Below are 14,837 nucleotides of genomic sequence, written 5' to 3' on the forward strand. Positions count from 1 at the left end.
GTTCACCTGCTCATTCTTTGTTTAATTCTTGACCTCGTCGGCGCGCTGCGTGGTCACCCCACGCAGCCGAATTGCGTACCCGTTCTCATGCCGCAAATCCGCCGACTCCAACGCTTGAGGACCGCGGCCGTAGCGGGTAACGACTTGGGTCAAGGTCTTGAGGAAACGATGCACCCGCGCCAGCACCTCGTCGGTGCTGCCACGCCCCAGTTCGATCACCGCGTCGCTGGCCAGTCGCGCGGTCCAACTACCGCCGCCAGACAACTTCAGTGCCTCGAGCTGAATTTGCAACTCTGCAAACTGCGGCGCCAGCACGTTGTACATGGCCAACACTTCGGCGGCCTGGCCGTCTGGGCCACTCAAGGTGGGCAGGCTGTCTTGGTCCACCTCGTCCACGTTGGCCTCGAACACCTCGCCAAAGCTGTTGATCAAACGCTGCTCACCCTCGCCGCCCCACAGGGCTGCGGCCTGGTGCTCTTGCAGCACCACCCGCAAGCGGTTGGGAAAATCGCGGTGCACCACCGCCCGGCGCACCCACGGCGCCGACTCGAATGCGTTTCGCACCTGGCCCAGGTCGACGGTGGTAAACGTGCCGGAAATGCGCGGCGCGACGTTGGCGCGCAAGGTCAGGCTGTTGTTGTAGTGGGTGTCGCCGGTGACGGTGATCTTCTCGATTTCGAACACACTCCAGCGCGCCACCCAACGCCCCGCCGCCGTTGCAGACAGCAGCGCAAACACCGCCAGCAGCAAAGCGGTGCTGAGCTGCATCAGCCGGACATCGAGCGGCATGGGTGGCGTGGCGTTCATGGTGCGCTGGCGCCATCGAGCGCGGTGGATTGCAGCAGTTGCAGGCACAGCGCCTGGTAGCTGGTACCTCGGGCCTTGGCCGACATCGGTACCAGAGAGTGGCTGGTCATTCCCGGTGAGGTGTTGATTTCCAACAGGTAGGGCGCGCGGGTGCGCGCATCGATCATCACATCCGCACGCGCCCAGCCACGGCATCCCAGCACTGCATAGGCCTTGCAGGCCAGCGCGGCAATCGCTTCCTCCTCGCCGGCTGGCAGTCCTGCGGGCACCAGGTACTGGGTGGTGTCGGTGAAGTATTTGTTTTGGTAGTCGTAATTGCCCTCGGGCGCGACGATGCGGATGACGGGCAGCGCACTCGGCGCATCGGTCGGCCCCAGCACCGGGCAGGTCACCTCGTCGCCGGCAATGAACTGTTCGCACAGCACCATCGCATCGTGCTGCGCGGCCAGCGCGTAGGCGGCGTCGCATTGGTCGGCGTGGGTCACTTTGGTAAAGCCGATCGAGGAGCCTTCTCGGGCGGGCTTGACGATCATGGGCGCGCCCAATGCGACCAAGGCGGCGCGGGTTTGGGCGGCGCTGTGCACCTGCTGCCAGGCCGGGGTGGGCAGACCTTCGAAGCGCCAGATCCGTTTGGTCATGACCTTGTCCATCGAGATCGCTGACGCCATCACACCCGAGCCGGTGTAGGGAATGCCCAGCAATTCCAACGCACCTTGCACCGTGCCGTCCTCGCCCAGGCGGCCGTGCAGCGCAATAAAGCAGCGGGCAAAGCCCTCGCGCTTGAGTGCACCCAAGTCCTGCTGCGCGGGGTCAAACGCGTGTGCGTCCACCCCAGCGGCGCGCAGGGCCTCCAGCACGCCGTGGCCTGACATCAGCGAGACCTCGCGCTCTGCCGACGCGCCACCCATCAACACCGCCACCTTGCCGAACTTGCGTCCCATGTTCTGCACCACCTTCGTGCCTTGTTGCATGCTCATGCCCGCCCCCCGTTCGTGGCCAACATGTCCACCAATTTGCCGGGCACCGCGCCAATCGACCCCGCGCCCATGCACAGCAGCACGTCACCATCTTGTGCGTTATCAATGGCGGCCTGCGGCATGGCAGCGATGTCGTCCACAAAAATCGGCTCCACCTTGCCTGCGATGCGCAAGGCGCGCGCCAGCGCCCGGCCATCGGCCGCCACGATGGGCGCCTCGCCTGCGGCATACACCTCGCCTAGCAAGACCGAGTCGGCCGTGCCTATCACTTTCACAAAATCGTCAAAGCAGTCGCGTGTGCGGCTGTACCGGTGTGGTTGGAACGCCAGCACCAAGCGGCGCCCAGGGAACGCACCGCGCGCTGCCGACAGCGTGGCGGCCATCTCGACAGGGTGGTGGCCGTAGTCGTCCACCACCGTGACCGTGCCCGCAGGTTGGCCGTCTTTGGCAGGCAAAGCCAGGTCGCCGTAGCGCTGAAAGCGCCGGCCCACACCACGAAACTCGGCCAGCGCCTTTTGCACTGCCGCGTCTTCAATCCCAAGCTCGACTGCCACCGCGATGGCCGACAAGGCATTGAGCACGTTGTGCAGGCCGGGCAGGTTGAGCACCACCTCCATGTCCGGCAGCACCACGCCATTGCGCCGCTGTACCGTGAATTGCATCTGCGCTCCGACAGCGCGCACGTTGATGGCACGCACCTGCGCCGCCTCGTTGAAGCCGTAGCTGGTGATCGGGCAGGTCACTTCGTCAACGATGGCGCGCACCGCAGCATCGTCGGTACACAAGATGGCGGTGCCGTAAAACGGCATGCGGTGCAGAAAATCGACGAAGGCTTTTTGCAGTCGGCCAAAGTCGTGGCCGTAGGTTTCCATGTGGTCGGCGTCGATGTTGGTCACCACCGCCATCACCGGCAGCAGGTTGAGGAAGGACGCATCGGACTCGTCGGCCTCCACCACGATGTAGTCACCCTGCCCCAACCGCGCATTCGCACCCGCGCTGTTGAGCCGCCCGCCAATCACAAACGTGGGGTCCAACCCAGCCTGCGCCAGCACGCTGGCGACCAAGCTGGTGGTGGTGGTTTTTCCGTGGGTTCCGGCAATGGCGATACCTTGCTTGAGGCGCATCAGCTCGGCCAGCATCAGCGCGCGGGGCACGATGGGAATGCGCATTTCGCGGGCGCACAACACCTCGGGGTTGCTGGGCTGCACCGCAGTGGACGTGACCACCGCGTCGGCACCGCGAACCTGCTCGGCGGCATGGCCCACATAGGTGGTGATGCCCAGGGACGCCAGGCGCCTGAGGGTGGTGCTGTCGGACAGATCGGAGCCAGAAATGGTGTAGCCCAGGTTGTTGAGCACCTCGGCAATGCCCGACATGCCCGAGCCGCCGATACCCACGAAGTGAATACGTTGGATGGCGTGTTTCATGCGGCCAGTTCCTCACAGGCTGCAACCACCGATTCGGTCGCCTGCAGTTGCTGCAATTTTTTGGCGGCCAGCGCGCGCTGCAGTAGTGCGTCGCGCGGGGTGGCTTGCAGGAAGGCCGCCAAGGTTTCGGGGGTGAACGCAGCTTGCGCCATCAGCCAGCCTGCGCCTTGTTCCACCAAGAATTGGGCGTTGCGTGTCTGGTGGTCGTCCACCGCAGAGGGGAAGGGCACAAACACCGCCGCCGCACCGACCGCGGCAATCTCAGTCACCGTGCTGGCACCGGCGCGGCACACGATGAGGTCGGCCTGCGCAAAGGCCTCGGCCGGGTTGTCGATGAAGGGTGTGAGCGTGGCCTGCACACCGGCGGCGGCGTAGTTGGCACGCAGTGCTTCAATCTGCTTTTCGCCGCTTTGGTGGGTTACTGCAGGTCGCACTGCCTCAGGGATACGCGCCAGCGCTTGGGGCACCACGGTGTTGAGCGCGCGCGCACCCAAGCTGCCGCCCACCACCAACAAGCGCAGGGGGCCACTGCGCTGTGCAAATCGCTGTTCTACGGGTGCTTGCTGCAAGAACTCGGGTCGCAAAGGGTTACCCACACAAGCGCCTTGCGCAAACACACCAGGGAAGGCAGTGAATACGCGGTCAGCCAAGTGCACCAGCACTTTGTTGGCCATGCCGGCTACCGAGTTTTGCTCGTGCAACACCAGCGGTTTGCCCAGCAGTACGCCCATCATGGCGCCCGGAAACGTGATGTAACCACCCAGGCCCACCAGCACATCGGGCTTGACGCGTCGCACCACGCCGATGCTTTGCCAAAAGGCGCGCAACAGGCGCAGCGGCAGCAATACCAAGGTTGGCACGCCCTTGCCGCGCACGCCACCAAAATCGATGGTCTCCAGCGTGAAGCCGCGCGCAGGCACCAGGCGGCTTTCCATGCTGCCAGGGGCGCCCAGCCAGTGCACCCGCCAGCCCTTGTCGCGCAGCGCCTGTGCCACCGCCAAGCCCGGAAAGATGTGGCCGCCGGTGCCGCCCGCCATGATGAGTGCGCAGCGCGTGGATGGAGCCTGCGCGGTGTTCATACCCGTCCTCCGTGCATGAGTTGGCGGTTCTCAAAGTCGATGCGCAGGACGATGGCAATGGCGATGAGGTTGATCAGAATCGCCGAGCCGCCGTAGCTCATGAGCGGCAAGGTCAAGCCTTTGGTCGGCAAAGCGCCCAGATTCACGCCCATGTTGATGAAGGCCTGAAACCCCATCCAGATGCCCACGCCTTGAGCCACCAGCCCGGCAAACACCCGGTCCAGTGCCACCGCCTGGCGGCCAATGTGCATGATGCGGCGGGTTAACCACAGGAACAGGCCAATCACCGTGAGCAGGCCCACCAGCCCAAACTCCTCGCCAATCACCGCCAGCAAAAAGTCGGTGTGGGCCTCGGGCAACCAGTGCAGCTTTTCCACACTGCCACCCAGCCCCACACCGAAAATTTCGCCCCGCCCAATGGCGATCAGCGAGTGCGAGAGTTGGTAGCCCTTGCCCGTGGCGTAGCGTTCATCCCAGGGGTCAAGGTAGGCAAAAATCCGCTCGCGCCGCCAGTCTGAGAGCGCAATCATCAGCGCGAAGGCCACCACCAAAATCGCAGCGATCAAAAAGAACATGCGGGCGTTCACACCACCCAAAAACAAGATGCCCATGGCAATCACAGCAATCACCAAGAAGGCGCCCATGTCGGGCTCTGCCAGCAACAGCAAACCGACGATGGCCACCGCACCGGCCATGGGCAGTACGGCGCGAAAGAAGTGCTCCTTGACTTCCATCTTGCGCACCATGTAGTCGGCGGCGTACAGGAGCACCGCAAGCTTGGTCAGCTCGGAGGGCTGGAAGTTCAGCACACCCAGCGCAATCCAGCGCCTCGCGCCGTTGACGCCCTTGCCGATGAAGGGCATCAGCACCAGGATCAGCAGCACCAGCGAGAACACAAACAACCAAGGTGCGATGCGCTCCCAGGTCTGCACTGGGATCTGAAATGCCAACAGCGCAGCCACAAAGCCCACGCCCATCGACAACATGTGGCGCACCAGGAAATGGGTGTGTGCGTAGCGTGCAAAGCGGGGGTTGTCGGGCATGGCAATCGATGCCGAATACACCATCACCAAGCCCCATAGCAAGAGCGCTACGGTGACCCACACCAGCGGCTGATCAAAGCGGCGCACTTGTGTGGCGGTGGCGGTGGCAGAGAAAGAGCCCCGCCCCGCCAAGCGCACAGGCAAGGCAGTGGCAGCGGGTGCCAGCTTGGCGCGCAGCCAGGCGAAAGTGAAGTTGGCGGAGGCGCTCACGGCATCTGCTCCAAGGTCACTCCCGCGTCCAAGGCGAGCGCCTGAACTGCCGCCACAAACACTTCGGCACGGTGGGTGTAGCTGCTAAACATGTCAAAACTGGCGCAAGCCGGTGACAGCAGCACCGCGTCACCCGCGTGCGCAGCGCGCAGGGCCAGAGCGACTGCATCGTGCATCGCGTCGGCATGGTGCAGGGCGACGCCACCATCGGCCAACGCAGCGGCAATCAAGGGTGCATCGCGACCCAAGAGGACCACTGCGCGGGCAAATCGGGACACCGGCGCGGCCAGCGGCGCAAAGTCCTGGCCTTTGCCCACCCCACCCAAAATGACCACCAGCTTGCGCTCGGCCCCCAGGCCCTGCAAGGCGGCCACAGTGGCGCCGACATTGGTGCCCTTGCTGTCATCAAAAAATTCGACACCGTGCAAGATGCCAATGGACTGCACCCGGTGCGGCTCACCACGGTACTCGCGCAGGCCGTACAAGATGGGTCCCAAGGGGCAGCCCGCTGCAGCGGCCAGCGCCAGCGCGGCTAGCGCGTTGCTGGCGTTGTGGCGGCCCCGGATGCGCAGTGCATCGGCCGGCATCAGGCGCTGGATGTGCACGCCGTCGGCGGCATCGGCTGCGGCCCGCACCAGCCAGACCATGCCGCCACTGTCTTCGAGCCCAAAGTCGCCCGCGCGCTGGGGCAACTGGGTGCCAAAGGTCACCATGTCGGGCACCAAGGGCCGCTGCGCCTTGGCCCGCGCGGGTCGCGCACCCAACACTGGTTCGGCTTGTGCCCGCATCGCCATCACCTGCGGATCGTCGCGGTTGAGCACCATCACACCGTGGCCAAAGATATTGGCCTTGGCCTGCGCGTAGGCCTGCATGCTGCCGTGCCAATCCAGGTGGTCTTGCGTCAGGTTGAGCACGGTGGCTGCTGTAGGCTCGAAGCCGCAGGGGCTGTCCAGCTGGAAGCTCGACAGCTCCAGCACCCACACCTCGGGCAGGGCGGCAGCATCCAGCGCCTGGCCCAGCGTGTCCAGCAAGGCCGGGCCAATGTTGCCCGCCACCGCCACCGACTTGCCCGCCCAGCCCACCAGGTGGCCGGTCAATGCAGTCACGGTGGTTTTGCCATTGGTGCCGGTCACTGCCAGCACCTTGGGCGCATAGCCTGCACTGGTTTTCAGGTCGGCCAGCGCCTGGGTGAACAGGGCCAACTCGCCACCCACCCACAGGCCAACGGCGCGGGCGGCGTCCAGCACCGCAGCAGTTTCCGCCGGGGCCAAGCCGGGGCTGACAAACACTGCGCGCACCGGTGCGCCTTGCACCAGATCGGCACCGAATGGGGCGTGCAACCAGCGCGCCTGAGGCACCGTGTCTTGCAACTGCTGGCGCTGTGGCGGTTCGGGGCGGTTGTCCACCACCGTCACCTGCGCGCCTTGGCGTGCGCACCAGCGTGCCATGGACAGGCCCGAGGCCCCCAAGCCCAGTACCAGCACCACCTGATCGCGCAGTTCGTTCATGGATTAACGCAGCTTCAGGGTAGACAGACCCACCAGGCACAAAAGCATGGTGATGATCCAAAAGCGCACCACCACCTGGGTCTCGCGCCAGCCTTGTTTCTCGAAGTGGTGGTGCAGCGGCGCCATCTTCAATAGGCGCCGGCCTTCGCCGTATTTGCGCTTGGTGTACTTGAAATAGCTCACCTGCAGCATGACCGACAGGGCCTCGACCACGAAGATGCCGCCCATGATGGCCAGCACAATTTCCTGGCGCACGATGACGGCAATGGTGCCCAAAGCAGCACCCAGGGCCAGGGCACCGACATCGCCCATAAAGACCTGCGCCGGGTAGGTGTTGAACCACAAAAAAGCCAGACCCGCGCCGGCCATGGCGGCACAGAAAATCAGCAACTCCCCCGCCCCCGGAATGTGCGGGAAGAAGAGGTACTTGGAGTACACCGCGCTACCCGCCACATAGGCAAACACGCCCAGGGCCGAACCCACCATCACCACCGGCATGATGGCCAGGCCGTCCAGTCCGTCGGTGAGGTTGACTGCGTTGCTCGAACCGACGATAACCAAGTAGGTCAGCAGCACAAAGCCCAGCACCCCCAGCGGGTAGCTGACCTCTTTGATGAAGGGCAGCAGCAGACCGGCCTTGGGTGGCAGATTGACATCGAAGCCCGAGCGAACCCAGTTGAAGAACAGCTCCAGTACCCGCAGGTTGGAACTCTCGGAAATGCTGAACACCAGGTAGAGTGCCGCCAGCAGCCCGATGAGCGACTGCCACAGGTACTTTTCGCGCGAGGGCATGCCCTCGGGGTCTTTGTGCACCACCTTGCGCCAGTCGTCGGCCCAGCCGATGGCGCCAAAGCCCAAGGTCACGATCAGCACAATCCAGACGAAGCGGTTGCTCCAGTCGAACCACAGCAAAGTGGAAATGGCAATGGAGAGCAGGATCAACACCCCGCCCATGGTGGGGGTGCCGCTTTTGCTCAGGTGCGACTCCATGCCGTAACCCCGAATCGGCTGACCGATCTTGAGTGCGTGCAGCCGGCGAATCACCGCCGGGCCAGCCAAGAGACCAATCAGCAGCGCGGTCATCGCCGCCATCACCGCCCGAAAGGTCAGGTACTGGAACACCCGGAAGTACCCCAGCTCCGGGGAAAGGGTTTGCAGCCACTGGGCCAAACTCAACAACATACGATGTCTCCCTGGGGCTGGGCGTCTGCCACCTCGGTGATGGTTTGCACCACGCGCTCCATGCGCATGGACCTGGAGCCTTTGACCAACACGCTGGCCATGCTGGGCAAGGCGGTGCGCACGGCATCTGTCAGCGCATCGATGCTTTGAAAATGCTGCGCGCCGTCGAAGGCAACGGCAACCGACGCCGCCAACTCGCCCAGCGCAAACAGGTGGTCGATGCCGCAAGCTTTGGCATGGCGCCCAGCCTCGGCATGCAGCGCAGGGCCATCGCTACCGACTTCGCCCATGTCGCCCAAGACCAGCAGGCGCGGCCCGGGCAGCTCAGCCAATACCTCGATGGCGGCGCGCACCGAGTCGGGGTTGGCGTTGTAGCTATCGTCCACCAGGGTCAGCTGGTGGCCGCTGGAGGCGAGCCTTATCTCCTGCGCGCGTGAGCGGCCCTTAACCGGCACAAAGCGCTCCAAGCCCTGCTCTACCGCTGCCACGCCTACCCCTGCAGCCAGCGCGCAGCTGGCGGCCGCCAAGGCGTTTTGCACGTTGTGGCGGCCTGCAATGTGCAGCGTGAATTGCAAAGTAGTCTGTGCGATTTGCGCCTGCACTTGCCAAGCCCCATGCGACCAGACCGCGCTGCGGCACACCAGGGCGTCGCTGCCGCCGGCGGCGTCGGGCGTGCCTCCAAAGCGCGCCACCTTGCGCGTGCCAGCGATGGATTGCCACAGCGCGCTGTAAGTATCGTCAGCCGGAAACACCGCCACACCGCCCTCGGGCAAGGCGGCGAACACACTGCCGTTTTCCTGGGCCACCGCCTCGACGGTGTGCATGAATTCCAGGTGCTCGCGCTGCGCGTTGTTGACCAGCGCCACCGTGGGCCGGGCGCAGTCGGCCAGGCGGGCGATCTCGCCAGGGTGGTTCATGCCGAGTTCCAACACGGCGATGCGGTGGTTGGGGCGCAAGCGCAGCAATGTGAGCGGCACACCGATGTCGTTGTTGAAGTTGCCCTGGGTCGCCAGCGAGGCACCGTCGGGCGCATGGGCTTGCAAAATGCTGGCCAGCATTTGGGTGACGGTGGTCTTGCCGTTGCTGCCGGTGACCGCGATGAGTGGCACATCGAACTGCATGCGCCAGCCACGCGCCAGCGCGGCCAGCGCAAGCCGGGCGTCCGGCACCTCGATGCGTGCGATGCCGCTGGGGTAAGCCGCCGCAGGCAGGCCCGCCTGACACAGCAGCGCGCTGGCGCCGCGCGCCTGGGCCTCGGCGAGAAATTCGTTGGCATCAAAGCGCTCGCCTTTCAGGGCCACAAACAGGTCGCCGCTTGCCAGGCTGCGGGTGTCGGTGTGCACCCGCACAACGGATGTGTTGCCGTCGCCCACCAACGTGGCCTGGTCCAGCCAGGCCAAGGCACGGTGCAGCGGCATCATGGGCTGGCTCATGGCGCCACCCCGCAGGTCGTAGGCATACGCAAGTCGAGCGCTTGGCGTGCGTGCGCCAGGTCAGAGAACGGGGTCTTGACGCCGGCAATTTCTTGGCTGTCTTCGTGGCCTTTGCCAGCAAGCAGCACCACATCCTGGGGCTGGGCGGCAGCGACGGTGTGGGCAATAGCGCGCGCGCGGTCTTGCTGCACCTCTACCGTGGCGCAGGGTGGCAGTCCACGCAAGATTTGCGCGATGATGGCCTCGGGCTTTTCGCTTCGCGGGTTGTCGCTGGTGACCACCACACGGTCGGCGCGCTTGCCCGCGATCGCGCCCATCAGCGGACGCTTGGAGGCATCGCGGTCGCCCCCGCAGCCAAACACGCACCACAGCTGGCCACCGCGCTGCTGGGCCAGCGGACGCAAGGCGGCCAGCGCTTGGTCCAAGGCATCTGGGGTGTGGGCGTAATCCACCGCCACCACCGGGGCGCCCGGCGCGTCCACGCACTCCATGCGGCCTGGCACCGGACGCAATGCATTGCAGGCGCGCGCTGCATCCGCCAGCGGCACGCCCAGGCTGCGCATGGCACCCAACACGGCCAGCACATTGGAGACGTTGTAGCTGCCCAGCAAGCGCGTGCGAAGCTGCACCGATTCCGCGCCCTCGCACACTTCAAAGGAAAGGCCTTGCGCACTGTGCTGCAGATGCCGCGCTTGGAGGCGGGCGCTGCCTTGCACGGAATAGGTCCACAGATCGATGCTGTGCGCCCTCTGGCCCTGCAGGGTCTGCGCCAACTCCAAACCGTGCGCGTCGTCGGTATTGACCACCGCAGCGCGCAATCCAGGCCAGAAAAACAATCGGCGTTTGGACTCCCAGTACGCTGCCATGCTGCCGTGGTAATCGAGATGGTCCTGGGTCAGGTTGGTGAAGATGGCCACCGCGATATCGGTGCCCGCCAGCCGGTGCTCCTGCAGACCGATCGACGAAGCCTCGATCGCGCAGGCCCGCAGTCCTTGGTCTGCGAAGTCGCGCAAGGCCTGCTGCAGGCGCACCGGATCGGGGGTGGTCAGGCCGGTGGGGACCAAGTCGGCACCTGCTGCGCCGACGCCCAGGGTGCCGATGAGGCCCGCCGGTAGCCGCAGCGGCTCGGGTAATGCCGAAAGCGCATGGGCCAACCACCATGCGGTTGACGTCTTGCCATTGGTGCCGGTCACCGCAAGCACCGGCAGCGTGCGCGAGGGCTGGCCGAAGTAGTCGGCGGCAATCGCACCGGTGGCGGCCTTGAGTTCCCGGTAAGTCGCTACCGGGCCACTGAGGCCAAAGCCCGCAGCACCCTCGTGCTCCACCACGCAGGCCACTGCACCGGCGGCCTGCGCCCTGGGCACGAAGGCACGGCCATCGTGCGCCGCGCCGGGCCAGGCCACAAAGCCGTCACCGGGTACCACCTGGCGGCTGTCGGTGCGCAGCGTGCCGCGCACCCGCTCGCGCAGCCACTGGGCCGCTTGCGTTGGCGTGTGCAGTTGCTCCATCAGAAGCTCTCATCCACCACGCTGGCCACGATCTGCGGCCGTACCGCAACATCGGGCTGCACGTTGAGCATGCGCAGGGTTTGCTGCACGGTTTCGCTGAACACCGGCGCTGCGACTTCGCCGCCGTAGAACTTGCCGGCGCTGGGCTCATCGAGCATCACCCCGACGATGATGCGGGGCGCATCGATCGGCGCCATGCCCACAAACCAACTGCGGTACTTGCGGTTGCCGTCGGTGCCGTAGCCCTTGCCCACCTGCTTGTACGCCGTCCCGGACTTGCCACCCACCGAGTAGCCCACGGTCTGTGCCTTGGGCGCGGTGCCGCCCGGGCCTGCGGCCATCTGCAACATCTTGCGGATCTCGGCGGCGGTCTGCGCAGAAAACACGTTTACGCCGACCGCAGGTTGGGTGGTTTTGAGCAGCGTGGCTGGGATGATTTGCCCGTCGTGGGAGAACACGGTGTAGGAACGGGCCATTTGAAAGAGCGACGCGGAGAGTCCGTACCCATACGACGCGGTGGCCTGCTCAATGGGTCGCCATTTGCCGTAGGGACGTAGGCGACCTGATACCACCCCGGGAAACTCCACCTGCGGCTTGTGACCGAAGCCAGCTTGCGAGAAGGTCTCCCACATATCGCGCGCAGACATCTGCATGGCGATCTTGGCCGTGCCCACATTGCTGGAGACCTGAATCACCTGCTCGACGCTCAATGCGCCGTGCGGATGCGAGTCGCGGATGGTGGCACCAGAAATCGTGATCGAGCCCGGTGCAGTTTCGATCATGGTTGAAGGCTTGTAGTGGCCCTTCTCCAAGGCGAGTCCGACGGTAAACGGCTTCATCACCGAACCGGGCTCGAAGGTATCGGTTAGCGCCCGGTTGCGCAGCTGCGCGCCGCTAAGGTTGTTGCGCTTGTTGGGTTGGTAGCTGGGGTAGTTGGTGAGCGCCAAAACCTCGCCAGTGGTGGCATCCAGCACCACCACGCTACCAGCTTGCGCCTTGTTGGCCAGCACCGCTTCGCGCAGTTTTTGGTAGGCAAAGAATTGAATCTTGCTGTCAATGCTGAGCGCGATGTCGGTGCCGTCTACCGGCGCGATCACCTCGCCCACATCTTCCACTGCATGGCCCAAGCGATTCTTGATCACACGGCGCATGCCTGGCTTGCCCACCAAGGATTTGTTGTACAGAAGCTCAATCCCCTCCTGCCCGTTGTCCTCCACGTTGGTGAAGCCCACCACATGCGCCGCGGCCTCACCCTCGGGGTACTGGCGTTTGTAGTCCTTGCGCTGGTAAATGCCTTTGAGGTTCATTTCGGCAACTTGCTTGGCGACATCGGCATCCACCTGGCGCTTGATCCAGACAAACGTCTTGTCCTCGTCAGCGAGCTTTTTTCCCAGTTCGGCGGGAGTCATGTCTAGCAGCTTGGCCAGCTTTTTGCGTTGCTCCGGGCCCATATCCACATCCTCTGGGATCGCCCAAATACTGGGCGCCGGCACGCTCGATGCGAGGATCAAGCCGTTGCGGTCCAGGATGCGGCCCCGGTTGGCCGGCAACTCTAGGGTGCGGGCAAAGCGCACCTCGCCCTGGCGCTGGTAGAAATCGTTGGCCACTACCTGGATGTAGCCCGCGCGCGCAGCCAGGCCACAAAAGGCCAGCGCAAGCGCAGCCACCACCAACTTGCTGCGCCATACCGGCGTGCGGCTGGCCAGCAAGGGGCTCGACGCGTACAACACGCTGCGGCTCACGGCACGGTCCCCGCAACGCGACCTGCCCCTTGCGCGCTGGCAGCGGCGGGGTTTCCATTGGTGGCGCTACCCATGGTGGGCGCGGTGTAGTTGACGTAGGCACTAATGGCCGCTGTGGCCGGGCGCATGTCCAGCTTCTCCCGGGCCAGTTTCTCGACACGGGCCGATGTGGCCTGGGCGCGCCGCTCCACCTGCAGACGCTCGTGCTCCATGGCCAAGCGGCGTGCCTCGTTGTTGACCCGATCGAGCTCCACAAAGTGGCGGCGCGAGTCGTACTGCACGCCTACCAAGTAGATTGCACTGAGCACCAACGCCACCAGCAAGACGAGGTTGACGCGCATCATGCCTCGGTCCTTTGCGCCACACGCAAGATGGCACTGCGTGCACGAGGGTTGCTTCGGACTTCTTCAGCGCTGGGCTTGGTGCGTCCCAAATCGCGCAGTTTCATGACCTTGGGCGCTGCAAAAGGGGTGCGGCGGTCGTACCCATCGCGCGCGTGCTGGGCGATGAATTGTTTGACGATGCGGTCTTCGAGTGAGTGAAAGCTGATCACTGCAAGACGCCCCCCAGGTTGCAAGACATGCAGACTCGCCTCTAACGCTTGTTGCAGCTCTTCAAGCTCGGCGTTGATGAAAATCCGAAAAGCCTGAAATGTGCGCGTTGCAGGGTTCTGGCCCGGCTCGCGGGTTTTGACCTGCTCAGCCACGAGTTGGGCCAACTCGGTGGTGGTTGAAATTGGCCCCCGTTCCTGTCGGCGAGCAACAATCGCCTTTGCAATGGGGCCAGCAAACCGTTCTTCACCATATTCACGTATCACCTCCGCAATCTGGTTGGCGTCCGCGGTTTCCAGCCACTGGGCAACGCTCTGTCCGCGCGTGGTGTCCATGCGCATATCGAGCGGACCTTCGAAGCGAAAACTGAAACCCCGCTCTGGGTTGTCGATTTGGGGCGAGCTCACACCCAAGTCCATCAGCAAACCGGCCAGGCTGCGGGGCGCGAGTTCGCTCACGCTTGAAAACGCCGCGTGGCGAATCGAAAACCGGGGGTCGCCAATCGACGCCGCCTCGGCCACCGCCATCGGGTCGCGGTCGAATGCAATCAAGCGCCCCGCCGCCGACAAGCGCGACAGCACCAGCCGGGAATGCCCGCCCCGACCAAAGGTCGCATCCACATAGGTACCGTCGGTGGCATGGGGATGGTCGCGGGTACCTTCGCTGAACAATGCACCGACTGCTTCGTTCAGTAAGACGGTGGCATGGCTCCATGGTGTGTCCACACGCCGCGCCTAGAAAGAGAAGTCCTTGAAGACGTCGGGCATGTCGCCCTGCATGGCCTGCGCTTCTTGCGCGTCGTAGGTGGCCTTGTCCCACAGTTCGAAGTGGTTGCCCATGCCCAGCAGCATGGTGTCGCGGGTGATGCCGGCGGCGGCACGCAACTCAGGCGACACCAGAACGCGGCCCGTGCCGTCCAGCTCCACGTCCATCGCATTGCCCAGGAAGATGCGCTTCCACCACTGCGCCGACATGGGCAGGGCGGCAATGCGGTCGCGGAACTTTTCCCACTCGGGGCGGGGAAACACCATCAAGCAGCCGTGGGGGTGTTTGGTGATCGTCAGTTGGCCGGCGGCGGTCGCACTCAGGACGTCACGGTGCCGGGTCGGCACCGAGAGCCGGCCTTTGGCATCCAAGCTGAGAGACGAAGCCCCTTGAAACACGGCGGAACACCTTTATTGACCAATGGCAGGGAAGACAGCAGCTTGGTGGCATTTTTTACCACTTAAGTGCACTTTTTTGCACTGTACCAGCAATTGGAGGCGCTGCGAACCATCGCAACAGAAAAATTTCCAATGAAATCAAGGACTTACAAGCGATCTTGGAGGGAGAACGATAGGAAAAATTCGTTCTAAATGAAGCACTTAGAA

The 14,837-nt window shown here is 64.3% G+C and carries 13 protein-coding genes; all 13 read right to left on the bottom strand.

Annotated elements, in window-relative coordinates; genetic code table 11:
- Positions 1-21: 21 nt before the first annotated feature.
- From ACILRC_RS03150 to mraZ, 13 genes are read right to left on the bottom strand one after another with little or no spacing between them, the layout of a single operon-like run.
- Positions 22-807, bottom strand: coding sequence for a cell division protein FtsQ/DivIB (locus ACILRC_RS03150; RefSeq protein WP_395667893.1), 786 nt, complete (start codon positions 805-807; stop codon positions 22-24).
- Complete coding sequence (locus tag ACILRC_RS03155) at positions 804-1,784, bottom strand: D-alanine--D-alanine ligase (RefSeq protein ID WP_395667894.1); 981 nt, start codon at positions 1,782-1,784, stop codon at positions 804-806. Before ACILRC_RS03155 ends, ACILRC_RS03150 begins: the two co-directional genes overlap by 4 nt.
- Positions 1,781-3,211, bottom strand: a complete 1,431-nt coding sequence (murC, locus tag ACILRC_RS03160; protein WP_395667895.1) for a UDP-N-acetylmuramate--L-alanine ligase — start codon at positions 3,209-3,211, stop codon at positions 1,781-1,783. Before murC ends, ACILRC_RS03155 begins: the two co-directional genes overlap by 4 nt.
- Positions 3,208-4,290 carry an undecaprenyldiphospho-muramoylpentapeptide beta-N-acetylglucosaminyltransferase gene (gene murG / locus ACILRC_RS03165; RefSeq protein WP_395667896.1) on the bottom strand — a complete coding sequence of 361 codons (1,083 nt, stop codon included), beginning with the start codon at positions 4,288-4,290 and terminating at the stop codon, positions 3,208-3,210. The genes murC and murG overlap by 4 nt, the downstream gene beginning before the upstream one ends.
- The gene (ftsW, locus tag ACILRC_RS03170; protein ID WP_395667897.1) at positions 4,287-5,543 is read right to left on the bottom strand and encodes a putative lipid II flippase FtsW; all 1,257 of its coding nucleotides are present in this window, start codon (positions 5,541-5,543) and stop codon (positions 4,287-4,289) included. The genes murG and ftsW overlap by 4 nt, the downstream gene beginning before the upstream one ends.
- Complete coding sequence (murD, locus tag ACILRC_RS03175; protein WP_395667898.1) at positions 5,540-7,051, bottom strand: UDP-N-acetylmuramoyl-L-alanine--D-glutamate ligase; 1,512 nt, start codon at positions 7,049-7,051, stop codon at positions 5,540-5,542. Before murD ends, ftsW begins: the two co-directional genes overlap by 4 nt.
- 3 nt (positions 7,052-7,054) lie before the next feature.
- Positions 7,055-8,233 (bottom strand): phospho-N-acetylmuramoyl-pentapeptide-transferase, encoded by a 1,179-nt coding sequence (gene mraY / locus ACILRC_RS03180; RefSeq protein ID WP_395667899.1) that lies wholly within the window; start codon positions 8,231-8,233, stop codon positions 7,055-7,057.
- The gene (gene murF, locus ACILRC_RS03185; protein ID WP_395667900.1) at positions 8,224-9,666 is read right to left on the bottom strand and encodes a UDP-N-acetylmuramoyl-tripeptide--D-alanyl-D-alanine ligase; all 1,443 of its coding nucleotides are present in this window, start codon (positions 9,664-9,666) and stop codon (positions 8,224-8,226) included. The genes mraY and murF overlap by 10 nt, the downstream gene beginning before the upstream one ends.
- The gene (locus ACILRC_RS03190) at positions 9,663-11,174 is read right to left on the bottom strand and encodes a UDP-N-acetylmuramoyl-L-alanyl-D-glutamate--2,6-diaminopimelate ligase (RefSeq protein WP_395667901.1); all 1,512 of its coding nucleotides are present in this window, start codon (positions 11,172-11,174) and stop codon (positions 9,663-9,665) included. The genes murF and ACILRC_RS03190 overlap by 4 nt, the downstream gene beginning before the upstream one ends.
- The gene (locus ACILRC_RS03195) at positions 11,174-12,916 is read right to left on the bottom strand and encodes a peptidoglycan D,D-transpeptidase FtsI family protein (protein WP_395667902.1); all 1,743 of its coding nucleotides are present in this window, start codon (positions 12,914-12,916) and stop codon (positions 11,174-11,176) included. The genes ACILRC_RS03190 and ACILRC_RS03195 overlap by 1 nt, the downstream gene beginning before the upstream one ends.
- Entirely contained in the window at positions 12,913-13,260 is a 348-nt protein-coding gene (gene ftsL / locus ACILRC_RS03200; RefSeq protein WP_395667903.1) for a cell division protein FtsL, read from the bottom strand. The genes ACILRC_RS03195 and ftsL overlap by 4 nt, the downstream gene beginning before the upstream one ends.
- On the bottom strand, positions 13,257-14,192 hold the full coding sequence (rsmH, locus tag ACILRC_RS03205; protein ID WP_395667904.1) for a 16S rRNA (cytosine(1402)-N(4))-methyltransferase RsmH: 936 nt from the start codon (positions 14,190-14,192) through the stop codon (positions 13,257-13,259). The genes ftsL and rsmH overlap by 4 nt, the downstream gene beginning before the upstream one ends.
- A gap of 9 nt (positions 14,193-14,201) precedes the next feature.
- Complete coding sequence (gene mraZ / locus ACILRC_RS03210) at positions 14,202-14,630, bottom strand: division/cell wall cluster transcriptional repressor MraZ (protein ID WP_395667905.1); 429 nt, start codon at positions 14,628-14,630, stop codon at positions 14,202-14,204.
- Positions 14,631-14,837 lie beyond the last annotated feature (207 nt).

The organism is Rhodoferax sp., assembly GCF_044236835.1.
In the GTDB taxonomy this organism is placed as follows: domain Bacteria; phylum Pseudomonadota; class Gammaproteobacteria; order Burkholderiales; family Burkholderiaceae_C; genus Allorhodoferax.